This window comes from Stenotrophomonas sp. P5_A9 (assembly GCF_056400525.1).
In genome coordinates this window covers 53,308-76,641 of sequence record NZ_JBFULC010000029.1, presented here as the reverse complement: position 1 = coordinate 76,641, position 23,334 = coordinate 53,308, and the positions used below count along the sequence as shown (strand labels likewise).

Below are 23,334 nucleotides of genomic sequence, written 5' to 3'. Positions count from 1 at the left end.
AAAGAGTTGACGCGCACCTGGCACGCTGCGGCTGCGTCTATTGAACTTAGATCGGAAATCCGCAGTTTCTCTTCGCTTTCGGAGGATTGGGACGGCGAAGGCGCGCTTCCAATTGCAATGGAAGCAATCGAGTCGGCTATCGGCTTCGTTGAGAAGATGGCTGGCAGCATGAGTTTGCCAATTGCATACCCAAATCCGAATGGCACGATCACCCTGGCATGGCGCTGGCGATCTGGCAGGGCAGAGTTGGAGATCGGAAAGACAAGGCACTCTTGGCTTGTGATCGATCGTTCAGGTATTGAGCCGAAGCGGACGTCTTGCTCAGGGGATAATCAGCTTGTCCCATTGCTCGGGATGCCTGACTTATGGAGTGCGATTTCCAGTAGTAATTCCTCGTCCGACACGAAGACGATATCTGGGTTGGCTATGCGTCACGAATGGGCAGAGGCTGCGTAGTTCGGATTATTTCCTGCCTGGCCTTGTGGAATGGACGCCTTATCATTTGAGGGATTGAGTGAGTAGTTCAGGGGACTTTTCCGACGATGAAATTGTTGTTCGAGTGCTTAGGACTCCTCATTTTTACAAGAGGGGTGCGCTCACCTCTGCAGCCTTTAGGCCTCAGCGGGAAAAACTGAGACTGTCAACGATTCGATGGCTGGATCGCGAAGAACCGGACAGGGACGTTAAGACGCGTTGTGCGCAAATTGGGAACATCGGAAAAAACACCTACTGGGGCGTGGCGAAGCTAACGGCTGGTGATTTTTTCGCCGCTAGGCTGGAGCTGGATTACACTCCTCATGAATATCCCGGTCACACGGACGTCGTATTTCCGTTTGCTTTGCCCGAATCGGAGCCGCTTGAGGGTGAGAAGTTCATACAGCAGAGCGAAATCGCAGACCAACTGATCAGAAAGGCCAGGGCAATTGAAGACCCCAATCCAGGTGACGTCGAATGGACGATTCCTAGTTCGGAGCTTTGTTTGGCCCGTAGATAGACCTTAATCACAGTCGCAAGGCTGCGTTTCGCAATGCTTGTTGATCAGCAAAGTGTTTTAGGAAGTTGATGGATGGATGTGGCATAGCTTGGCAAAAGGCGATGCTGACGCATTTCCAATTACCAACAGACGGCGTGATTGGCCTGGGCCGGCTGACCCCAAACTGACCCCGGCCTCTTGGTAAGTCATTGATTCCCATAGATCACAAGTGGTCGCGAGAGATCGCCTTAGTCCTTGTTTTTGCTGATCTTCCCCGACATTGACATGGCTAGATGTCAGGGCATCTGCTTGAGTGGCTCAAGCCGCTTGATGTCGGCAGTGAACCTAGCAATGGGGTCCCACTCGTAAGTTCTTGCTCTCGGCTTCTGCCCTGCTACTGCTCGAATTCGATTGGCAATCTCTGCTGAGTGCAGACCAAGCCGGGCGTACTGTAGTTGCCGCTCGGCAAAGGTGAGTTCGAAATCCGGCGGGCTGTCCGAATGGTGATTCACGGCCTCTATAGAGGAATTCGCGAATTCGATCTGATACGGGAGATCGAGGATGTTAAACATGTCGCTTGAAGGGATCGACCGCCAGTCAACGTCGAATTTGGAGGGATCAAAGCTGGGAAGTGAAGTGCGTGCCACCGTATAGCCGCGCTCGTCTTCATAGCCACGATCATCAACCACATCCGCACAGAGACTGGCGAAACTGTCCAGTTCGCCGCCTATGATCGCGGCCAGGTAGGCTGTTTCTTTCTCGGCCTTCCGGGCGTCAGCTTTCTTCTCTCTCCACACCGTGACCCAGCCGCCAACCACCACGCCGAACAAGCCTATCAAGGCTGGCGAAATGACCTGCAGAAATTTCCATGCGCCTTGCCAGAATGCTTCCATAGCTCACCTGGGTCGATGTTGGGTAACCTTGTAACGGAATAGATTGCGTTCAGCGCGCGAACCACTGCTGGTTCGGATGCCATGCCCCTTCTGTCAAGCGTTCAATGGAGGGAAGGGGCGATACCATCGGCTTAGCTGGCGAGGTCGCCGGATCTGGGGGAACGAGGAAGGCGCGAGATACTAAAGGGTCGATGTCGTCTGCACATCTGAGCGCCGCTGCCTTCCAGGCACTAATCTCTTCGTGTGGTACGGGAGCGCTGCTTCGGTCATTGGTGCGTACTACGGCATCTGCGTAGTCCCGGATATCCTGTGCCAATCGAAAGTTGGTAGCGTCTGACATGAGCTTGTGCATTCGTGCTTGTCGATCTGCTTCCTCAGCAGCTTCTCGCTCAAGAATCGATTCGATCCTCTTCTCCTCACGCCGCCGAACCGCAATTTCATGCATCTCGATGGCATGTCTTTGTGAGTCAATCTCCGCCTGCCGATAAACTGCTTCTACTGCGAATGCCAGGGTGACCACGATCTCACTTATGGCTTCCTCAATCTGTGTCGCTCGCTCATCCTCCCACGTGCGACGGAATGGGGCTTCGGAGCGAAACCACCACATGATCTCCAGCTTCAAGGGCTCGGACGCGGGGCGGTCTGGTTTTGACGTGGCGAAGTAGCTGTTCCTCCCCTCAGCCTTTTTCGGATGATCCAGTCGGAACGTCACGCTGGACCCCTCCCGCGCAAACACTCTGAACTCGTTGGCGTCCTTACCTTTTGCCTGGAACTCCAGCCCGGTGTTCGAGAGCCCTTTGAAGATGGCGCTCAACAGGCGCAGACGTCGCTTCTCGTATGGTGAGGCGTAATAGGGCTGTTCGTGGCTCCAGCGTGGGTCTGCGCCAGAAAGACTCTCCATCCGCTTTGCGTCTATGGTCAGCATTCGTGCTACGACTGGATGGGGCGCTGACAAGGACTTCGGAATGCTGATGGTCCCGATTTCGTCCTCTAGCCGTGAGCGCAAGTCATGGAGCGTTTCATCGTGCATCCTAAGCGCGGCAGGAAGCGCGGGTATATCTGCATCTGCCTGCCCGGCGCTGCGCCGGGTCAGCTCGTCTTCTCGCCCCACGTGGATCGAGTCGGCTTGTCCCAGCCCTCTGAGTGGCAATCGAGACTTAGCTGGGAGCTTCCCTGCGGCGATCTTCGCCCAGTAACCGCGTTCAGGTGCTGGGATCCCGTGCCGCTTGGCTGCCTTGCCGAGGGCAACATCTGATATCCCTAGGTTCTTCGCGATCTTGCTGGCGGGTGCCGACCACAAGAGGTCGTAGAGCTCGCTTCTTGTATAGACAGGCATATCTGCTGGGAGCCCAGGCTGAGGTCTGCACTAAATCATGCCTGAATTGGACGGGGGCGGGTTACCGTCCCTTGTGCCAAGGACGCGCTCAAAGTGAGTCGGAAAGTGAGTCTCAGATCTATTCTAGTCCGATAATTCCACGTAAAAACAATTGCTTGGAATTCTAATGCAGTTGCTGGTGGGGCCGCCCCAATGGCGTCCATGTACGTCCAGCGAAGCCCGGAAGCCGACGGATTTTCAAAAAGACAGAGCTGTTGACCGTCCATCGTTGTCCAAGGCGATGCCCCTGCATTCGGCCGCCCACGCATAGTCCGCTCGATGCCAGTTGCAATGGGTGGCGCACCCGTAGCCATGAATTTCCCACGTGGCTCGCTACGGCACCCCTGCGCGGCCCCCTGCCGATGGGCACGTTGTGGAACCGTCGGCAGCATGCTCGAATCAGGCCACCCGGTCGTCCAGGAGCATGTCGGATGTCATTCAGATCCCAGGCACGGCACTTCGTGTGCATGGCCGTTCTTGTGCTGGCGCCCCAGTGGGCCAGCGCCCAGGCGGGCGACCCGACGCGCCAGGCGCCTGCGCTGGTGACGGTGGGCTACGACGACGCCTTTGATCTGTTCAATCTGCTGGACAACCTGCCCGATTGGCTGCCTGGCTACACCAACGCGATCTACCAGCAGGACTGGGAGCGCAGGTTCGGCCTGGATGCGAAGGATCGGGCCGCGCTCGAGGCATACGCGCGGTTTCGTCAGCGTACGTCTCCCATGGCCCGTGATGACGGGGGCAAGCGGCCCCTCGCGGATAGCCTGTTCGCCGGCAGCGATACACGCATTGGCGACCCATACACCGGCTACTTCCAGAACGCGGCGTCCTTCACCGCTGCCACCGAGGCCGCGATCGCCGCGCAGGCACCTGGCGACCGCGAGCGGTTGCGGCGCTACTACGCGCGCTTTGCGCCCCGTGCGCGTGCGCTGCTGGCCGGGACGGCGCGCTTCAGTCGACAACAGGAGGCGTTGACCAGGGAAATGGCGGCGCCGGAAGCCGCCGCGTTTGCGTCGCGCATGCGCACCTTCTACGGCGCCGAGGCGGCGCCCCTCTTCCACGTGCGCTTCGTATGGTGGCCATACGCGGACCGCACCCAGGCCAAGCTTCGCGGTGGCTCCATCGTGCTGTTCTCCGAACTGGGCGTGGAGGAGGACTGGGCACCGATCGTGCTGCACGAGTACGCGCATTTCCTGTCGGCGGGACTGCCCGCAGCCAATCGAGAGGCGTTGGCTGCGGCGTTCGCGCGGCGGTGCCCGGGTGCCCTGGCGCTGCCCAATCCGTTGAACGCACTTGAAGAGCCGTTGGCCATCTACTGGGGCCAGTACCGGTTCGAACGGGAAGTGCGTGGAAAAGCGTTGTCCAGCGATGCGTCGTGGTACATCCAGCCGCACGCTGACCGCGCAGCCAAGGCCATCGCGGCCGCGTTTCCGGCCGATCGCCCGGCGCCGGCGCTTGCCGTGGGGCCGCTGTTGGAGGCGGCCGCCTCGGCCTGCGAGTGAGGCCGAACGATTGCTGCCGCCCCGTCATGGCGGATCGCTGATTTCCATCAATCAACGGAAATATCCCGACCGCTCGATCAGCGCATCCACCGCCGCCACATCGTCATACCGCAGCTCCAACAGCGTGGCGATCGCGTTGGCCTTGTCTGGCTGTGCCGCGTAATACGCGCTGGCGATGCGGTAACCGACGTAATACCCCAGGTCGCTGACCCCGAAGCGGTTGCTGCTGCTGTTGTACAGCCAGTCGCGGTAGTCATTGCCATGTCGGTCGGCCAGGAACTGCTGCTTGAGCCGCGCCTCATGGGCCGGGCCGTACACGTACAGCGGAAGGTCGGGCTTCTTCCCGGTGACAAGCTCGGCCACCCGCTCCGCCACGCCTTCGCGCAGCGCGTATTGGGCCAGGGTATCGCCGGCCTCGACCTGCTGGGTGTGGATGTACTCGTGGATGTTGTTCTGGCCGTTGTTGTGGAACGGCTGCGAGGCATAGAACGTGCGCAGACGGGTCTGCAGGGGTTCGGGAAGCTCGGATACGTCGACACTGGCGTCGCCCAGGGCGAGTTCGGCACCGATCAGCACCTTGTCGTCCAGGGTGGTTCCGCCGGTGCGCAGCACGCCGATCGCGTAGGTGATGCTGGCCGGGCGCAGGGCCGGATACAGGCGTTTGAGCTGGGCCAGGTCAGCGTCGAGGGCGGCGGTTGCGGCCAATGCACGGCCGGTCAGGGGGCGCACCGAGGCCCAGTAACGCGGCCAGGCATCGATTGCCGCCACGTACTGCTCGCCGGTGTAGCCGCGTGCCTCCATCAACGCATGCAGGCCGGGCGTGCCCTTGTCGATGTAGAGCATCTTGATGCGCTGCAATTTGCGTGCGGGGTCGGTTTCGCCGCGGACCGCATCGTGGGCGATCCAGAAGTTGTCGATATCGCGGGTATATACCTGCGCCGAGGCTGACTGAGCTGCGGCGGTCAATGTCAGCGTGCCTGCAATGAGAAAGGCGGTGAGTCTTTGCTTCCATAGCGTCATGTCATTCGCCTTGCCGGTGGGTGTCCACCGTTGGATGCGGGAGCGAGTCAGAAGGTTTAATTCGTGTTTGGTTGGGTGCTGCCGGCTTTGGTCGCGGCGGCGATTTCCGCATCCGCGCACCTGTTGGCCTGGCCGGCGGTGATGTGGAGCGTCAGCCTTGTTCGCGGCGGAGCAGCGCCGACAACGCGCGACACCCCCATGGCGCACGGAGTTCAGCGCAGCAACGAACGCGCCTGGTCGATACGCCACGTGCCGTTCAACGCGAGCACCACGGCGACGTTGCCGCACAGCAGGACCTCCGCTTCGTTGTCCTGGCGCAGGCAGCGGTCGGCACCCGGCAGCAGGAGTACCTCGACCTCCCCGATATAGTCATGCCGGTCGTGGTGGCGGGCACGCACCCTCGATCGGTACGGTCCACGCACCGTGCGTGCGACTGGGCGGTTGCCGGCGGCGCGGGCTGCCCGGGCCAGGTCGATGACGTTGCCACGCGGCATCCGCCAGACGATGCGTTCGGGCTGGCCGAACCAAAGCAGCGCGTCTGTTTCGCGGGGATGCAGCGCACGGGTGGTTGGCGTGCGGCTCAGTACCTGCCATTTCCTTCCGTCACGTCCAATCCCTCGCATGGCGCCCCGCAACGCGGGGAGAGCCGGCCATTTTGCCATCGGGCAAGACGCGTGCGCGTTGGACGGATGGTGGATGGCCGTGCGCGTGCGCCGCGGTTCGGCCTGCCGGCATACGACCGATACCGGCGGCATCACTGCACGGAACAGGCCGGTGTACGCGACCGACGGCGCGATGGCGGCAACGGGTAACAGGCAACCTGCCGGCGCGCGAGGTGCGGCGGCGCTCGTTCCCGCAACCGCTGCGCTTGCCGATGGTCAGCCAGGGTGAAGTGGCCGAGCCGACCAACGGTCGGCTCTACCAGGTGGCGCCCGCCGACGGCGGCGCCTGGAGACGATCAGGTCGGTGCGAAACCCTTGCTGGTCTTCTTCTCATTCTTCTCCGCCTTCTTTTCCTTGGCGGTCTTGGCGGGCTTTTTCTTCTGCTCTTTCTTGCTGTCCATGCTCTTGGCCATTGCGGTGTCTCCGTGGTGATTGCGCGGAGCATGGCACAGTTGGAGGCAGGTCGACGCATCGGCAGTGATGGCGGGCCCTTTGGCACTTGAAGGTCGTGCCGCCGCATGGGAAAAGTGGCGGCCACGGCGAGGCCCTGGCCAGACTGCCGGCAGGGTCCGCCCCTCGTAGCGCCGCCACCTCTCGATGAACAGGGAACTGCCATGAAGCCGCTCCAATCCGCCAGCATCCTGCTGCTCCTGACCATCGGCGCAGGCGCCGCCTGGGCCGCGCCGACCAGCGCCGAGGCCACCGGGGCAGACCTTTCCCGCACGATCACCGCGCTCGACCAGAAGGTGTTCGACGCTTACAACCGGTGCGATCTGGATACGTTCGGCCGCTACTTCTCGCCGACCGTGGAGTTCTACCACGACACCGGTGGGGCCACCTTCGACCGGGCCACGGTGGTGGCCAATACGCAGAAATATATCTGCAACAAGGTACGTCGCGAGTTGATCCCCGGCACACTCAAGGTGTATCCGATCAAGGACTTTGGCGCGATCGAGGAAGGCGAGCACCGCTTCTGCGAGCTGGCCAGCGGCACCTGCGAAGGCAGCGCCAAGTTCGTCATGGTCTGGCAGTTGAGCGACGGCCAGTGGCAGCTGACGCGGGTACTGAGCTACGGGCACCGCGCGTTGACCGATGCGGAGAAGGCGACACTTGGGCATGGCGGCGGTAAATAGCGCGAAGTGGCGCTAAATAGCGCTATTCAGCGCGACTCAATGCACATCAACGCCACTCAGCGCGCCGCCTGCTGCCACGGCGTGTGCACGAACTCCAGGCTGTACCCATCCGGAGCCAGGACACCGGTTGCGTGGTAGCGGGGTCGTCATGCATCGCCCTGATCGACAGGCGCATCACCCGCGCATGGCACGTGCCAGCACATCGAACACGCGGCGGTCCTGCGCCTGGGCGGCATTGAAGCGCAGGAACCCGGCGGCGTTGAGCGAGGGGCTGAATGCATTGCCCGGCGCCAGCACCACGCCGTCGGCCAGGCAGCGACGGGCGATGGTCGCCGCGTCCAGGCCATCAGGCAGGCGGCACCACAGCAGCATGCCGGCCTGCGGCACCACCCACGGGGTAATGCCAAGCGTGGCCAACCGCGCCAGCGTGGCATCACGCGCTGTCGCCAACCGTGTGCGCACGGTTTCCACATGGCGGCGGTAGCCGCTGTCGGTGAGCGCGGTGAGCAGGATGTCGGCGGCCAGGCGCCCGCCGCCGAAGCTGGTGGCGATCTTCAGGTCGGCAAGGCTGTCGATCCAGTCGGGGCGGGCGGCGATGTAGCCGCAACGTACCGAGGCCGACAGGGTCTTGGAGAAACTGCCGACCTGGATCACCCGCGACAGGCCATCGAAGGCGGCCAGTCGCGGTGCGGGGCTGTGCTCGAAATCGGCGAACAGGTCATCCTCGATGATGACCAGGTCGCTGTTGTCGGCACGCTTGAGCAGCTGGTGCGCGGTGACCGGTGAGAGCACCGCCCCGGTCGGGTTGTGGATGCCGGAATTGGTGATGTACAGACGCGGTGCATGCGCTTGGAGTGCGGCGCCGAAGGCTTCGACATCCGGTCCGGTCGGGGTGTAGGGGATGCCCACCACCTGCACGCGATGCGCCTTGAGCAGCGCAAGGAAGTTGAAGTAGCAGGGATCGTCGACCAGCACCGTGTCGCCGGGCTGCAGCAGGAAGCGACAGATCAGGTCGACGGCGTGCGAGCCGGACTCGGTCAGCATGATCTGATCCGGCGCCACCTCCACCCCATGCCCGGCCAGGCGCCGCGCCAGAAGCTGGCGCAGCGGCGGCAGGCCGAGCGGCGTGGCGTAGTCGGCCAGTGCCGATGCCGGTGCACGCGCCGCGCTGCGCAGGCCGCGGCGGATGCCTTCGACGTACATCCAGTCCTCGGGCAGCCAGCCGCAGCCGGGTTTGAGCAGGCTGGCATCGGGCTCCAGCGATTGCCGTGCCAACCACAGCGGATCGACCTGGCGGTCGCGCGGCGGATCGATCCCGGCCAGCGCCAGCGGCGCCACCGGGCCGCACACGTGGAAGCCGGCGCCGGGCCGCGCGCTGATCAGGCCTTCGGCGGTCAGGCGTGCATAGGCTTCCACCACGGTGGAGACCGACACCTGCATCGCCTTGGCTTGTGCACGGACCGAGGGCAGGCGCATGCCCGGCACGTAGCTGCGGGCGCTGATGCGGTCGCGCACGGTGGCCATGACGACGTCGATGCGGGTGGGGGTCAGGCGCATGCGCAGCGGTTCCGTACGGTGTGTGTAGGCATAACAGTTCGGTCCAAGTGTACTGGACTGTGTCTGGGCCATGCCGCCGGCCGCGTGATCCACTGGCCGCCACTTTCAAGGATTTCAGCATGGACACCACGACGCGCGGCTGGCTCAACGGATTCATCGGCGTGCTGATTTTCGCCGGCTCGTTGCCGGCCACGCGCGCGGCGGTCGCCGACCTTGATCCGACCTTCCTGACCGCTGCACGCGCCAGCATTGCCGCGCTGCTGGGGCTGGTGATGCTGCTGGCGCTGCGGCAACGCCGACCCGCGCGCGCGGACGTGGCCGCGTTGCTGGTGGTAGCACTGGGCGTGGTGGTGGGGTTTCCGCTGTTGACCGCGTTGGCGCTGCAACATGTGTCATCGGCGCACTCGATCGTATTCCTGGGCCTGCTGCCGCTGAGCACGGCGCTGTTTGGCGTACTGCGTGGTGGCGAGCGCCTGCGTCCGGCGTTCTGGGGCTTCTCACTGCTGGGCAGCGCGTCGGTGGTGGGCTATGCGCTGCTTGGCGCCGGGCAGGCCTCGCTGCAGGGCGACCTGCTGATGCTGGCCGCGGTGCTGGTGTGCGGCTTGGGCTATGCCGAAGGCGCGCGCCTGTCACGCACGCTGGGCGGCTGGCAGGTGATCAGCTGGGCGCTGGTGCTGTCCCTGCCGTTGATGCTGCCGCTGTTGTGGCTGCGCTGGCCGTCCACATTGGCTGACGTAGGCAACCCGGCCTGGTTGGGGTTGGGGTACGTTTCGGTGTTCAGCATGCTGGTCGGCTTCATGTTCTGGTACCGCGGGCTGGCACAGGGCGGTATCGCCGCGGTCGGTCAGCTGCAGTTGCTGCAGCCCTTCTTCGGCCTGGGGCTGGCCGCGCTGCTGCTGCACGAGCAGGTCAGCGCGGCGATGCTGCTGGTGACCCTGTGCGCGGTGGCCTGCGTTGCCGGGGCGAAGCGGTTCGCGCGCTGAGCGCGCGGCCGGGGGTCAGCTGCCGAGCCCGCCCACCGGTTCGGTCTCGAAGCGCTCGCCAAATCCGGTGATGTGTGGCCGGGCTTGGGCGATCGCGGCCTGCACCGCCGGCAACGCGAGCGAGGCACGATGCTGTTCCTGGCTGTCCCAGACTTCGGTGATCCAGATTGCATCGGGAAGGCCGGGGTCCCTGGCCACTACGTAGCTGCGGCAGCCGGGCATGTCGGCGGTGCCGTCGAGCAGGATCGCGATGACCGCATCGCGCTGGCCGGGTGTCACCAACATCTTGCCGATCAGTCCGTACATGCCAGGCACCTGCTGCGGGAGGTAACGACCATCGTGCGCGCGCGTTGCGGCGACGGTCAACCGGCACTTCGGCAACGGGCACGGCACGCCGTGCGTTGAGCCGGGCAGGTGGCTGCGCTATCCTGCGCGCCGCTTCCGCCCCCCCTGCTGGATTGTTGTGATGACGCCACCCTGATACCGCGTTGACCACGCGCCCGTGCCACGGCCGGGTCCAGGGAGTGCCTTGTCCTCATCACACAACGCGCCGTGCGCATCGCCGGTGCGTGGAGCTTTTTCCATGTCTGTTTCCTATCCGCTGCGCCAGCAATGGCTCGGTAATATCCGCGGTGACCTGTTGTCCGGCACGGTGGTCGCGCTGGCCCTGATTCCCGAAGCGATCGCGTTTTCGATCATCGCCGGGGTCGACCCCAAGGTGGGGCTGTACGCCTCGTTCTGCATCGCGGTGGTGACCGCCATCGCCGGCGGGCGCCCGGGCATGATCTCGGCGGCAACCGGGGCGATGGCGCTGGTGATGGTCGATCTGGTCAAGGACCATGGCCTGCAGTACCTGCTGGCGGCGACGATCCTGGCCGGCGGATTGCAGCTGCTCGCCGGCGCGCTGAAGCTGGGGGCGCTGATGCGCTTCGTGTCGCGCTCGGTGATCACCGGCTTCGTCAACGCGCTGGCGATCCTGATTTTCCTGGCACAGCTGCCCGAGCTGGTCGGGCGCTCCTGGCATGTCTGGGCAGTGTGTGCCGCCGGGTTGGCCATCATCTACCTGCTGCCACGCGTCACCCGCGCGGTGCCCTCGCCGTTGGTGGCGATCGTGGTGCTCACCGCGCTGTCCATCGGCCTGCACTGGGATGTCCGCACGGTGGGCGACATGGGGGCGCTGCCCGACAGCCTGCCGGTGTTCCTGTTCCCGGACGTGCCGTTGACCTGGGACACCCTGCGCCTGCTGCTGCCGGTGTCGGCGACGCTGGCGGTGGTGGGGCTGCTGGAGTCGATGATGACCGCGCAGATCGTCGAGGACATGACCGACACCCCCAGCCAGCGCAACCGCGAGTGCGCCGGCCAGGGCCTGGCCAACATCACCGCCGGCCTGTTCGGAGGCATGGGCGGCTGCGCGATGATCGGCCAGTCGGTGATCAACGTGTCCTCCGGCGGGCGGGGCCGGCTGTCGTGTCTGGTGGCCGGGGTGCTGCTGCTGTTGCTGGTGGTGTATGGCGCCGAGTGGGTGCGGCAGATTCCGATGGCGGCACTGGTGGCGGTGATGATCATGGTCAGCATCGGCACCTTTCATTGGCGCTCGTTCCAGGAACTGCGCCAGCACCCCAGGAGCTCGTCGATGGTGATGCTCGCCACCGTGGCCGTGACCGTGGCCACCCACGACCTGGCCAAGGGCGTGCTGACCGGGGTGCTGTTGTCGGCACTGTTCTTCGCGCGCAAGGTCGGACGGATGCTGCAGGTGGAGGATGCCGTCGAGGCGGACGGCACCCGTGTCTACCGCGTCAGCGGGCAGGTGTTCTTCGCCTCGGCCGGGCAGTTCGCGGCCAGTTTCGATCTGCAGCAGGTACCGGCGCGGGTGGTGATCGACCTGGCCGACGCGCACTTCTGGGACCTCAGCGCGGTGGCGGCGCTGGAGCGGGTGGTGGAGCGGTTGCGCGCGCACGGCGCGCAGGTGGAGGTGCGTGGGCTCAACGCCGCCAGCCAGACCCTGGTCGAACGGCTCGGGCGGCGCAGCGCCTGACGGGGCGCGACCCGGTCAACACTGAACAGGGTCAGGAAGTGGTCCTCAACATCGGCGCGCGGGCGCCGTTATCCAGCTCAATGCCCCGATACATCCGAGATCGGGGCAAGGGTCGGGCGTGAGTTGCACCGCGCCGACCTGGACCGCAATGGATTGCGTGAAGCCGTAGTTGGCGCCCAAGGGCGCCGGCTGATCCGTACCCCTTTCCGGAACCGCCCCCATGCCCGCGTCCCGCACCACTTCCCCGCGTCCCGGCAGCATCGCCAACCGGCTGATGCTGGGTACCGCGCTGATCGCCATGCTCTGCTTCGGCGTCACTGCGGCCATCAGCTACCACGAAGCCAGCCAGGCGCTGATCGAAGCCTCGCGGCAGACCATGCAGAGCCAGGCCGATGCCGAATCGCGCCGGGTCGGTGCGGAACTGGCCGCCGCGTTCTCCACCAGTCAGGCGCTGGCAGACAGCCTGGTGGTGCAGCACAGCAACGGGACGCTCTCGCGCGCGACGGCATCGCAGGTGCTGCAGCAGCAGCTGCGCTCGCACCCTGAGTGGGTGGGTCTGGGCACGTTGTGGGAGCCGCAGGCGTTCGATGGCAAGGACGGCGAATTCGTCGATGCCCCGGCGCACGACGCCAGCGGCCGCTTCATGAGCTACTGGTCCTGGCAGGACGGCACCCCGGTGGAGGACGCGCTCAAGGGCTACGACGTGCCCGGTGACGGCGACTGGTACCTGCGCCCGCGCGCGCTGAAGCGGCCGACCGTGGCCGAGCCGTACCGCTATGAGATCGCCGGCAAGCCGGTGCTGATGACCACGCTGTCCACCCCGGTGCTGGACAAGGGCGAATTCCTTGGCGCGGTGACCGTCGATGTCGGCTTGGCCACGCTGCAGGAACGCCTGGCCGCGCTGCGCCCGATGGGCGAGGGCCATGTGGAGCTGATCTCCCCCGGTGGCATCGTGCTGGCGGCCAAGGACGCCAAGGAAATCGGCAAGCGTCGCGACGATGCGGCCACCCGCGGCATCCTGGCTGCGGTCGCAGCGGACAAGCCGTTCCAGGACTTCAACGTGGACGCCGCCGGTAACGTCAAGGCGTACGTGCCGCTGCGCATCGGCAACAGCCAGGAGCGCTTCGCGCTGGGCGTGATCGTGCCGCATGACCTGATCACCGCGCAGGCGCGTGCGCTGCTGTGGATCATCCTGGCCGTGGGCCTGGGTGCGGCACTGGTGCTCAGTGCCAGCGTCTACGTGCTGCTGCGCCGTCAGGCCATCCGCCCGCTGGCCGATGCGGTGCGCCTGTCCGTCGACGTGGCCGAAGGCCGCCTGGACACGCCGCTGCCGCCGCCGCGCAATGACGAAGTGGGCCGGCTGCTGGAATCGATGCAGCGCATGCGCAGCCAGCTGCAGGCGGTGATGGCCGCGCAGGCCGACATGGCCCAGCGCCATGAGGCGGGCGAGCTCAGCTACCGGATGGATGCGCAGGCCTTCCCCGGTGCCTACGGGCGCATGGTGGACGACAGCAACCAGCTGGTCGGGGCGAACATCGCCGTCACCCGGCGCCTGGTCGAGGTGATGCAACGCTATGCGGTCGGCGATCTGTCCCAGGACATGGATCGCCTGCCGGGCGAACAGGCAAGCTTCACCGAGGCGATGGACACCACCAAGGCCAACCTGCGCGCGATCAACACCCAGATCCGCGACCTGGCCGGCGCGGCGGCGCTGGGCGATTTCAGCCAGCGCGGCGACGTGGTGCGCTTCGACCACGACTTCCGCGGCATGGTCGAGAACCTCAACACCATGATGCAGGTCAGCGACGACAACCTGCAGCAGATCTCCGCACTGCTGCGCGCGATCGCCGCCGGTGACCTCACCGCGCGCATGCAGGGCGAGTTCCACGGTGTGTTCGCGCAGATGCGCGACGATGCCGATACCACCGTCACCCAGCTGACCGACATCGTCGGCCGCATCCAGCAGGCCACCGACAGCATCAACCTGGCCGCTGGCGAGATCGCCTCGGGCAACAGCGACCTGTCGCGCCGCACCGAGCAGCAGGCCGCGAGCCTGGAGGAAACCGCGGCATCAATGGAGGAGTTGACCTCCACCGTGCGGCAGAACGCCGACCACGCCGTGCAGGCCAACCAGCTGGCCGCCAATGCAGCCGAGGTGGCGTCGCAGGGTGGGCAGGTGGTGGGCCAGGTGGTGACCACCATGGCCGGCATCGAGTCCTCGTCCAAGCGCATCGCCGAGATCATCTCGGTGATCGATGGCATCGCCTTCCAGACCAACATCCTGGCCTTGAACGCGGCGGTGGAAGCGGCGCGCGCGGGTGAGCAGGGGCGCGGTTTCGCCGTGGTCGCCTCGGAGGTGCGCGCGCTGGCGCAGCGCTCGGCCGGTGCGGCCAAGGAGATCAAGACCCTGATCGACGACTCGGTGGACCAGGTGACCCAGGGCTCGGCGCTGGTGCGGACCGCCGGGCGCACGATGGAAGACATCGTCAGCGGCGTGCGTCGGGTCAACGACATCATGGCCGAGATTTCGGCGGCCTCGAAGGAGCAGTCGGCCGGCATCGAGCAGGTCAACCAGACCATCACCCAGATGGACGAAACGACCCAGCAGAATGCCGCGCTGGTCGAAGAGGCCACTGCCGCCGCGCGGGCGATGGAGGAACAGGCGCAGCAGCTGGGTACGGCGGTGGCGATCTTCCGTATCGAGGCTGCCGCAGGCCGTGCGGCACCGGCGGGCCGGCGCGTGTCAGCGCCGACCGGGCGGGTGTCCGCCGCTGCGCGCGGTGCTGCCCGCGCGCCGATGGCGGCCGTGGCCGGTGACGACTGGCAGACGTTCTGAACACCCGGCGCGCCGTGGATCGGCGCGCATGCGGATCAACGCGTGGGATCGGTGCTGCCCGTGGCAGCGGTGCGATGGCCGTTGATGGCGGCCAGCACCCGATGCCCGGCACGGATGCCGGGCACTTCAATCAGGCGATAGCCCACGTAGGCCAGTGGCACTGCGATGGCCAAGGTCAGTACGGCGCAGAGCAGGTAGGCCAGATCGGCCTGCGGTACCAGCAGCTGGATGCGCCGGAATACAGGTATCAACAGCGCCACGACGATGGGGTGCGCCAGATACAGGGAATAGCTGATCTGGCCCAGGTAGGTGGTCACGCGGTTGACCACCAGCGACAGGGGAAATCGCGACATGCCGATCAGCAGTGCGGCATACGCGGCGCCGAACAGTATCCAGCCGATGCCGGCACTCACGGCGGCGCGCGCGCTGCCCCAGGTCAATCCCACCAGCAACAGGCCCGTGCCGACCAGCACCGTCATGCAGCAACGGCGGGCACGGTTGGATGGCATTGCCTGCAGGGCCATGAACAGATGGTAGGCAAGCAGGCCGTACAAGAACACGGGCAGGTGGCRCAGCAGGCCGTAGTCGCCTACCGCTGCTACACCCGCCGGACCCAGTACCCCTGCTCCGGCCAGCAGGCTGGCCAGCGTACCCAGGACAGCGGCGCCCCAGGCGCGCCGCGGGCGGTCGATGACCCGGAACAGCAGGGGAAACACGGCATAGAACAGCATCTCCACGCCGATCGCCCAGCTCGCCCAGACGATGCCGGCCTCCCATCCTTCGAAGAGGTTGAAGGTGAAGGTGACGTTGGCCAGGATTTCAGCGCTTGGATGACCCGCATGGCTGCCGCGACCGTCGCGCCAGATCGAGAAGGCCAGCAGCACGAAGAACAGCGGTGCGATACGGAACACCCGATGCAGGTAGAAGCTGAGCAATGGCGTCGGCGTGCGTGCGTGGCGCGGCATCGTGTATGCCAGCGAGAAGGCACTGATGACGAAGAACAGCGCCACGCCGGTGCCGCCCATCGCCAGTACCGCGCCCGTCACCGCTCCCGTCGCAAGCGCGGGTGACGGCATCGCCATGACGTGGAACAGCACCACATAGACGGCAGCCAGACCGCGTAGGGCATCCAGGAAAGCGAGTCGGTTTGGTGCGGCCATGACGGTCCTTGTCCAGGCGGGCGGCGATCATCGTCGGCTCGGCAGATCGCGCCCAGAATGGGAGAAATGATCGGCGCATGCTACCACCGGCGTACCGCGTCGCCCGGTGCGGCTACTCACTTTGCCGACGCCACGCCCAGATACGCCTGCACCTCGGCCACCGTACTGCGCGCGCTGCGGGTCACGCCGATCAGCGTGGCCGAGGCCATTCCGGTCCACTCGCCGTAGCCCACCAGCCAGAGTCCGGGCAGGTCGCGTGCGGCGGTGCCATCCAGCGCCACCCGGCCGTCCACGTCGATCACGCCAAGCGCGTCCAGGTGTTCGAGGGCCGGGCCGAAGCCGGTGCACCACACGATCGCATCGAAGGCGCGTTCGCTGTTATCGGCCCAGCGCGCACCGCGCGCGGTGAGGGCATCAAACATCGGCAGGCTGTGCAGCACGCCGCGTGCGCGTGCATCACGAACACTGTCGACCATCACGATGTCGCCCAACCCGCCGCTCGGCGGAGGGGGCGTCTGTCCGGCCTGCAGCGCGCGCCAGCGCTCGGTAGCGCGCTGGAACAGCACGTGCCCGTCCACATCGTCGGGCAGGAAGCGTGGGGGTGTCAGTGTGATCCAGTCCGAGTGCGCATGCTGCGACAGTTCCGCGTGAATCTGCGCGCCCGAGTTGCCAGCGCCCACCACCGCCACGCGCTTGCCTGCCAACGCGTCCGGGCCACGGTACTGCGCCGAATGCAGCTGCAGCCCGGTGAACGCCGCCTGGCCGGGGTAAGACGGCCACTGCGGGTTGCGCCAGGTGCCGGTGGCGCTGATCACCGCACGGGCATGCCAGTGGCGGCCATCATCGGCGATCAGCGTAAACCGGCCATCGAGGCACTCCACGCGCTGCACGCGTACCGGTCGCTGCACCGGCAGTGCGTAGCGCTGCTCATAGCGGCGGAGGTAGTCCACCACCGCATCGCGATCGGGGTAGCTGTCGGCAGGCAGTGGCATCGGCCAGCCGGCGATACCACTGGAAGAGGCCGGCGAGAACAGCCGCAGCGATGGCCACGCGTGCTGCCACGCGCCGCCCGCCGAGGGTTCGGCATCCAGCAGGCAGAACGTCAGGCCGCTGCGACGCAGGAAATAGCCCAGCGCCAGTGCGGCCTGGCCGCCGCCGGTGACCACCACGTCATGGGACATCGCGGCGAGGCGGTCCGCGCTGTTCAATCCGCGGGCGGGGGCGTCGGTGCGCGCGCCACCAGCTCGCTCAGCAGGTCGATCTGGCGTTGCTGCTGCTGCAGGATCTGCAGCAGCGTGTCATGGCTGACCGCATCCACTTTTTCATGCAGCGACATGATTTCCAGCTCGGCCTTGAGGTTCACCTCGTAGTCGTAGGCGGCCATCTGCCGGTCCTTCATCGCCTGCCGGTTCTGGCTCATCATGATCACCGGTGCCTGGATCGCCGCCAGCATCGACAGCATCAGGTTGAGGAAAATGTACGGGTAGGGATCGAATGCAGTCTTGCCCAGGATCTCGCTGTTGAGCGCCACCCAGATCACCAGGGCGGCACCGAACAGCAGGATGAAGTGCCACGACCCACCGAAGCTGGCGACCTTGTCGGCCAGCCGCTCGCCGAAGGTGGACTGCTCGGCCAGGCGACGGTTGGGGTCATCGACCACCACGCGCCGCCCGATCGCGCGTTTGGCGACGGCGTCCAGGTCATGGGTCTGTCGGCCCAGCCAGCGCGCGGCGCGTTCGAGGCGATCATTGTTCGGTGAGGTGGACATGGGAGACTCCAGGGCGCGGTTGCCGGCAGGGTGATCGGCGCTGGGGAAAGGACGGGTGAGGGTCGCGCCGCGGCCCATGCGGCAGAACGAAAAGGCCCGGTCTTTCGACCGGGCCCTGGATCAACATCAATCCCGCAAGGCAGCGCTTACCAGCGCATGCCCGCAAAGGGGTTCCAGCTGGTGTCGCCCTTCACTTTCTCCAGGTAATAGGAGTAGTTGGTGGTGAGTGCGATGAGCAGCGACCAGGCGATGCCGACGCCACGGCCGACGACGTCGGGCATGAACGACACCAGGATCATCAGCACGATGGTGATGCCCAGGATGGTCAGCGCCTTGCGCCACATGCCCAGGATGAGCAGGTAGATCCAGCTGAAGAACAGGGCGAAGAAGTTGAAGTTGACCTTGATCTTCTGGCCGAACGGCAGCTCCTTGTAGGCGGCCTTGAACGCCGGGGTATTGGGCGCGCCGTAGGTGTTGAAGAAGTTGAAGCGGAACTGCCACTTCGGGCTGAACTGAGGGGTAGAGGTGGAATCCATATCCGTCTTATGTGGGTTGTAAACGGTTACATGATAGCGGCTGCCTATGTGCGGCCGCCAGTTTTCTGTCGCGCCGGGCGGGTTATCTGTCGTAGTGCAGAACCCGTCACACATCTGTCCGCAATTTCATATAGGGTGCGCATTCCGCGCGGCAGGGAGCCCCGCGGGAATTGGAATGCAACGAGATAACCAGACCATGTCCAGTGTTGTGATCACCGCTGAGCGTCCGCAGGCAGGCCCGCGGATCGCGCCGTGCCCGCAGGCTACCCAGGCCCAGCATCTGCTGGCGCACCTGCAGTTTTCCCAGCTCGGTTCGCGTGCGCTGACCAAGCCGCCGCTGGATGCCGACATCGCCGTGGCGGCGACGCCGGCCTGATCGGCCAGCGCGCGGAGCAGGCTCCGCGCGCTGCATCAGCGTCGCCTCAGAAGCGCGCGGTCATCCCCAGGAAGTAGCTGCGCCCGGCCACGAAGTAGTCGGTGGCGCCTTCGGCATACAGCTTCTTGTCGGCGATGTTGCTGACGCCCGCGCGCACGGTCAGTGCGTCGTTGACGTGCCAGGCCGCGGTCAGGTCGTACAGCGTGTAGGCCTTGATGAAGGTGCTGGCCACGCCATCCTGCTTGCCGGTGTACTGCGCCGAGACCGTGGTCGAGAACGCATCGATCGGGGTCCAGTCCACCGACGAATAGCCGGAGAACTCGGGGGTGTCGATCAGGTTCTCGCCGGTGGTGAGGTTCTTGGCCTCCTTCATCCAGGTGGCCGAGGTACGCCAGCGCCAGTGCTCACCCAGGCTCAGGTTGAAGTTGCCTTCCATGCCGCTGGTGCGGGCGCGGTCGACGTTGTCCATGCGCGTCCACCAGTACCCGTTGAAATAGCCGAGGGGTTCGTACTCGATCTTGTTCTTGAAGTCGGTATGGAAGTAGGTCAGGCCGGTATCGACGGTGCCGTTGTCGAAGTTGAAGCCGACCTCGCGATTAGTGCTGGTTTCCGGGTCCAGGTTCGGGTTGCCGGCCATGTAGCAGCTGCCGCTGATGTACCCCAGCGGGCGCAGCGAGCCGCAGCCGCGGCCACCGGATTCGGTCGCGGCCGAGGCGGCGTTCTCGGTCAGGCTGGGCGCGCGGAAGCCCTTGGAGATGCCGCCGCGCAGGGTCCAGCTTTCGGCCGGATGGTAGACCAGGTACGCACGCGGACTGACGTGGCTGCCGAACTGCTCATGGTGGTCCAGCCGCGCGCCCAGGGTGAGGGCAAGCGTTTCGTGCAGCTTCAGTTCGTCCTCGACGAACACCGCCCAGGTATCCACTTCCAGCGTTGAACCCGCCACCGGGTTGCCGGCGTAATCGACCGGGGCCTGGCCGATGGTGTCGGTGTTGGTCAGCTGCTGGCGCTTCCACTGGCCGCCGACGCTCAGCTGGTGATCCACCCACAGCGTGAACGGCGTGCTCAGGCTGCTTTCCAGGATCATGTCCTTGGCCTGCGAACGCCCGTTCGGACCGATGTCGTTCTTGAACTCGGTCCAGTAGCCGGTGACCTTGGAGGTGCCGAAGGACCAGTTGCCGGTGTGGCTCAGCGACAGGCTGGTGCGCTTGAGCTCGCTCGCGCCCCAGGCACCGTCGCCCTCGTCTTCCAGCGTGGTACTGGCGAAGGCCTGCTGCACGCCGTAGCCGGCCTCCAGCTCCAAGCGCTGCGCCTCGCTCAGCGTCCAGTCCAGCAGCGCGTCGACGTTGCGGTCCTTTTCACCGCCATACGCATTGCCGTACACACCACCGTTGCTGCGGTCGGAGGCGCGGTGAGTGTAGTTGGCCCCCAGGCGCATGCCGATGTTCTCGGTGAGCGGGCCGGAGAAGTTGGTGCCGATCTGCTGGGTATCGCCGCGCTTGCTGTCCTGCGGGGAGGTGTAGCTGTGCGTCGCGCTGCCGCCCCAGGTGTCACCGATGCGGCGGGTGATGATGTTGATCACCCCGCCCATGGCATCGGACCCGTACAGCGAGGACATCGGGCCGCGCACCACTTCGATGCGCTCGATCTGGTCCGGCGAGATCCAGTTGAGGTCCTGGCGGCCAAGATCGGGGCGATAGTTGGTCGAGGCCGAGCTGCCCACGCGCTTGCCGTCGATCAGGATCAACGTGTAGTTGGAGGGCATGCCGCGCAGCTTGATCTTGGATTGTTCGCCGGCGGCGCTGAGACCGCCGGTGACGCCGGGAACGCGGCTGAGCAGGGTGCCCAGGTCATGCACGGGCTGGCGTTCGATGTCTTCGCGGGTGATCACGCTGATGCTGGCCGGCGCATCCTTGATCCACTGCTGGTTACCCGAGGCGGTGACCACCACGGTATCCAGGTCCTTGGCGGCAGGATCGGCGGCAACCTCGGCCAGGGCGATGCCGGGGCTGGCCAGCAGCAGGCAGATGGCGACGGCGAGCGGGGCGCGGACCCGCCGCGCGGGGGAGGAGCAGAAAACAGACATGAGGGTCTTCCATGGAGGGAAATGGATCCCCGACCGGGAAGCGTCTGGCGATGTCAGTACGACGAAAGCAGGCAACCCGACCGGTGGGACTGCGCACGGCGGAGTGCCGGCGCGTCTGGGTGGGTAGTGCGGTATCGCATGCCTGCCTGGTTAACGGAATGATAACCGTTTACAAAATGAATGGGCAGAGGTCCACGGCGCAAGGTCTGCGGTGTTCTGTCGCAGCCGAGGCGCTCCCGGATTTGCTGAATGGGGACAAATCGACATACCAGCCTTCGCGCGCGGCTTACATTTGGCCCCCTATGCTGGGCCGCATTTTTCGCCTCAGTCCCGTTGGAGAGTTCGTGGGTTCCGGTAGTGACACACAACAGCTGCGTGCCGGTCACGGCCCTGCGCAGGTAGGATGCAAGGGCGCCGCTGGGCGTACCGGGATCTGGATGACCCTCTCCGCACCGGGCATGTCCGGGATGGCACCACTCACGCAGGATAGCCGCCGATGAGTGTGCAATCAGTCAAGACCGTGGTGGACGCCGGGCGCGCGACGCTGCCGGCCGAAGCGCCGATGCCGATGCCCGAGCAGTCCTTCCGCGACGGCCGGCTGAAGGTGCCGCGCCAGCGCACCGCACCGCGGTTGATGGCGCTGCGCCGCTTCTACATCCTGGGTGGCACCGCGGCGATGACCATCGGCGCCACCGTGATGATGTGGAAAGTGCTGGCGATGAACGGCATCACCGTGCTGGAGGCGTGCCTGCTGGTGCTGTTCGTGGCCCTGTTTGCGTGGATCGCGCTGTCTTTTGCCGGGGCGGTGGCGGGCTTCCTCACGGCGGTGTTCGACCGCGGCTACAAGCTGGGCATCGACCCGGACCAGCCGCTGCCGGTGGTGCATACCCGCACCGCACTGCTCATGCCCACCTATAACGAAGACCCGCGCCGGCTGCTGGCCGGCCTGCAGGCCATCTACGAATCGGTGGCCGAAACCGGGCAACTGGCGCAGTTCGATTTCTTCGTGCTCAGCGATACCCGCCGCGACGACGTCGGCGCGGCCGAGGAACAGGCCTTCGCCGACCTGTGCGATGCGGTGGGTGGGCATGGGCACCTGTTCTATCGTCGCCGTGGCGACAACAGCGGGCGCAAGGCCGGCAACATCGCCGACTGGGTGCGCCGCTTCGGCGCGGGCTACCCGCAGATGCTGATCCTGGACGCGGACAGCCTGATGACCGGGGACACCATCGTGCGCCTGGTGGCCGGCATGGAGCACAACCCCGACGTCGGCCTGATCCAGACCCTGCCGGCGGTGATCGGCGGGCGGACGCTGTTTGCGCGCATGCAGCAGTTCGGCGGCCGCGTGTACGGGCCGGTGATCGGTCGCGGCGTGGCCTGGTGGCACGGTGCCGAGAGCAACTACTGGGGCCACAACGCGATCATCCGTACCGAAGCCTTCGCCGACAACGCCGGCCTGCCCGCGCTGCCCGGCAAGCAGCCGTTCGGCGGCCACGTGCTCAGCCACGATTTCGTCGAAGCCGCGTTGATGCGTCGCGGTGGCTGGGCCACGCACATGGTGCCGTACCTCAAGGGCAGCTACGAAGAAGGCCCGCCCACCCTCACCGACATGCTGGTGCGCGACCGCCGCTGGTGCCAGGGCAACCTGCAGCACGCCAAGGTGGTCCGCTCCAAGGGCCTGCACTGGGTCAGCCGCATGCACATGATGATCGGCATCGGCCATTACTTCACCGCGCCGATGTGGGGGATGCTGATGCTGGTGGGCATCGCCATCCCGCTGTTCCAGGGCGGCATCGACTTCAACGAAGTACTGCATCTCTCGCCCGGCGTGTACTGGCGCCACCAGGACGAAGAGAAGGTGATCCGCATGTTCGCCATCACCATGGTGGTGCTGTTGACCCCCAAGGTGCTGGGCTACGTGGCAATGCTGCTCGACCGCGTCGATCGGCGTGGCTGTGGCGGCGGCATCCGCGCATTCGTGTCGATGCTGCTGGAAACCGTGCTGGCTGCCCTGATGGCGCCGGTGGTGATGTACGTGCAGTCGCGCGGCGTGGCCGAGGTCCTGGCCGGCAAGGATTCGGGCTGGGATGCGCAGCAGCGTGACGATGGCGGCATCTCCTGGCCGGCGCTGATCCGCGGCTACGGCGGGCTGAGCGTGTTCGGGCTGTTCATGGGCGCGCTGGCCTATGCGGTGTCGCCCTCGCTGGCGGCGTGGATGGCCCCGGTGGTGATCGGCATGGTGCTGGCCATCCCGGTGGTGGCGCTGACCTCCTCGCGCAGCGCCGGCACGCTGATGCATCGCCTGCGGCTGATGGAGATTCCCGAAGAAACCGCACCGCCCAAGGTGCTGGTGCGCGCCGCGCAACTGCGCCGGGCGGCGGCCGAGCACACCACCGCGGGCTGACCGGCAGGCCCGGCGGCGCTGCATAATGCGGCTTCAAT

Annotated in this window: 20 protein-coding genes; 9 read left to right on the top strand and 11 right to left on the bottom strand. The window is 65.6% G+C overall.

All coding sequences use genetic code 11. From position 1 onward, the window contains the following. The coding region (locus AC1DR7_RS11255; protein WP_478076491.1) for a hypothetical protein at positions 1–456 on the top strand (456 nt) is incomplete at its 5' end. A 58-nt stretch (positions 457–514) separates the two neighbouring features. Continuing rightward, a complete protein-coding gene (locus tag AC1DR7_RS11250; protein WP_457489253.1) occupies positions 515–994 on the top strand; it encodes a hypothetical protein in 480 nt (159 codons plus the stop codon). A gap of 275 nt (positions 995–1,269) precedes the next feature. On the opposite strand, the gene AC1DR7_RS11245 is transcribed toward AC1DR7_RS11250, so the two are convergent. After that, positions 1,270–1,866 (bottom strand): hypothetical protein, encoded by a 597-nt coding sequence (locus AC1DR7_RS11245; protein ID WP_457489252.1) that lies wholly within the window; start codon positions 1,864–1,866, stop codon positions 1,270–1,272. Positions 1,867–1,915: 49 nt separating this feature from the next. Next, complete coding sequence (locus AC1DR7_RS11240) at positions 1,916–3,202, bottom strand: hypothetical protein (RefSeq protein ID WP_478052660.1); 1,287 nt, start codon at positions 3,200–3,202, stop codon at positions 1,916–1,918. A 470-nt stretch (positions 3,203–3,672) separates the two neighbouring features. Here AC1DR7_RS11240 and AC1DR7_RS11235 point away from each other — a divergent pair, with 470 nt between their 5' ends. Beyond that, positions 3,673–4,743 (top strand): hypothetical protein, encoded by a 1,071-nt coding sequence (locus AC1DR7_RS11235; protein ID WP_478051523.1) that lies wholly within the window; start codon positions 3,673–3,675, stop codon positions 4,741–4,743. 51 nt (positions 4,744–4,794) lie between these two features. On the opposite strand, the gene AC1DR7_RS11230 is transcribed toward AC1DR7_RS11235, so the two are convergent. Both AC1DR7_RS11230 and AC1DR7_RS11225 read right to left on the bottom strand, forming a co-directional pair. Continuing rightward, positions 4,795–5,763: a DUF2268 domain-containing putative Zn-dependent protease gene (locus AC1DR7_RS11230; protein WP_478051522.1), complete on the bottom strand. Its 969-nt coding sequence runs from the start codon at positions 5,761–5,763 to the stop codon at positions 4,795–4,797. Positions 5,764–5,975: 212 nt separating this feature from the next. Beyond that, positions 5,976–6,386 carry a hypothetical protein gene (locus tag AC1DR7_RS11225; protein WP_457321429.1) on the bottom strand — a complete coding sequence of 137 codons (411 nt, stop codon included), beginning with the start codon at positions 6,384–6,386 and terminating at the stop codon, positions 5,976–5,978. A 653-nt stretch (positions 6,387–7,039) separates the two neighbouring features. Between AC1DR7_RS11225 and AC1DR7_RS11220 the strand changes: the two genes are divergently transcribed. Beyond that, positions 7,040–7,558: a nuclear transport factor 2 family protein gene (locus AC1DR7_RS11220; RefSeq protein ID WP_457321427.1), complete on the top strand. Its 519-nt coding sequence runs from the start codon at positions 7,040–7,042 to the stop codon at positions 7,556–7,558. A 174-nt stretch (positions 7,559–7,732) separates the two neighbouring features. Here AC1DR7_RS11220 and AC1DR7_RS11215 read toward each other — a convergent pair whose 3' ends face one another. Further along, a complete protein-coding gene (locus AC1DR7_RS11215; RefSeq protein WP_478052661.1) occupies positions 7,733–9,115 on the bottom strand; it encodes an aminotransferase-like domain-containing protein in 1,383 nt (460 codons plus the stop codon). Positions 9,116–9,234: 119 nt separating this feature from the next. Here AC1DR7_RS11215 and AC1DR7_RS11210 point away from each other — a divergent pair, with 119 nt between their 5' ends. After that, a complete protein-coding gene (locus tag AC1DR7_RS11210) occupies positions 9,235–10,098 on the top strand; it encodes a DMT family transporter (protein ID WP_457320233.1) in 864 nt (287 codons plus the stop codon). A 15-nt stretch (positions 10,099–10,113) separates the two neighbouring features. Here AC1DR7_RS11210 and AC1DR7_RS11205 read toward each other — a convergent pair whose 3' ends face one another. Beyond that, a complete protein-coding gene (locus AC1DR7_RS11205; RefSeq protein WP_457320231.1) occupies positions 10,114–10,404 on the bottom strand; it encodes a putative quinol monooxygenase in 291 nt (96 codons plus the stop codon). A gap of 277 nt (positions 10,405–10,681) precedes the next feature. On the opposite strand from AC1DR7_RS11205, the gene AC1DR7_RS11200 reads away from it, so the two are divergent. Together AC1DR7_RS11200 and AC1DR7_RS11195 are read left to right on the top strand one after the other, a co-directional pair. After that, positions 10,682–12,133, top strand: coding sequence for a SulP family inorganic anion transporter (locus tag AC1DR7_RS11200; protein WP_457320229.1), 1,452 nt, complete (start codon positions 10,682–10,684; stop codon positions 12,131–12,133). 220 nt (positions 12,134–12,353) lie between these two features. Further along, positions 12,354–14,969 carry a methyl-accepting chemotaxis protein gene (locus AC1DR7_RS11195; protein WP_478052662.1) on the top strand — a complete coding sequence of 872 codons (2,616 nt, stop codon included), beginning with the start codon at positions 12,354–12,356 and terminating at the stop codon, positions 14,967–14,969. A 35-nt stretch (positions 14,970–15,004) separates the two neighbouring features. On the opposite strand, the gene AC1DR7_RS11190 is transcribed toward AC1DR7_RS11195, so the two are convergent. From AC1DR7_RS11190 to AC1DR7_RS11175, 4 genes are all read right to left on the bottom strand, one after another. Next, the gene (locus tag AC1DR7_RS11190; RefSeq protein ID WP_478076490.1) at positions 15,005–16,129 is read right to left on the bottom strand and encodes an acyltransferase family protein; all 1,125 of its coding nucleotides are present in this window, start codon (positions 16,127–16,129) and stop codon (positions 15,005–15,007) included. 116 nt (positions 16,130–16,245) lie between these two features. Then, positions 16,246–17,310 (bottom strand): ArsO family NAD(P)H-dependent flavin-containing monooxygenase, encoded by a 1,065-nt coding sequence (locus AC1DR7_RS11185; protein WP_478051480.1) that lies wholly within the window; start codon positions 17,308–17,310, stop codon positions 16,246–16,248. A 23-nt stretch (positions 17,311–17,333) separates the two neighbouring features. Beyond that, positions 17,334–17,897: a DUF1003 domain-containing protein gene (locus AC1DR7_RS11180; protein WP_457320208.1), complete on the bottom strand. Its 564-nt coding sequence runs from the start codon at positions 17,895–17,897 to the stop codon at positions 17,334–17,336. Positions 17,898–18,043: 146 nt separating this feature from the next. Further along, positions 18,044–18,433, bottom strand: coding sequence for a DUF2628 domain-containing protein (locus AC1DR7_RS11175; RefSeq protein ID WP_256777404.1), 390 nt, complete (start codon positions 18,431–18,433; stop codon positions 18,044–18,046). A 175-nt stretch (positions 18,434–18,608) separates the two neighbouring features. On the opposite strand from AC1DR7_RS11175, the gene AC1DR7_RS11170 reads away from it, so the two are divergent. Then, the gene (locus AC1DR7_RS11170; RefSeq protein WP_256777405.1) at positions 18,609–18,809 is read left to right on the top strand and encodes a hypothetical protein; all 201 of its coding nucleotides are present in this window, start codon (positions 18,609–18,611) and stop codon (positions 18,807–18,809) included. A gap of 46 nt (positions 18,810–18,855) precedes the next feature. On the opposite strand, the gene AC1DR7_RS11165 is transcribed toward AC1DR7_RS11170, so the two are convergent. Then, on the bottom strand, positions 18,856–20,892 hold the full coding sequence (locus AC1DR7_RS11165; protein WP_478051481.1) for a TonB-dependent receptor domain-containing protein: 2,037 nt from the start codon (positions 20,890–20,892) through the stop codon (positions 18,856–18,858). Positions 20,893–21,388: 496 nt separating this feature from the next. Between AC1DR7_RS11165 and mdoH the strand changes: the two genes are divergently transcribed. After that, positions 21,389–23,296 carry a glucans biosynthesis glucosyltransferase MdoH gene (mdoH, locus tag AC1DR7_RS11160; RefSeq protein WP_457318527.1) on the top strand — a complete coding sequence of 636 codons (1,908 nt, stop codon included), beginning with the start codon at positions 21,389–21,391 and terminating at the stop codon, positions 23,294–23,296. The last annotated feature ends 38 nt before the right edge of the window (positions 23,297–23,334 follow it).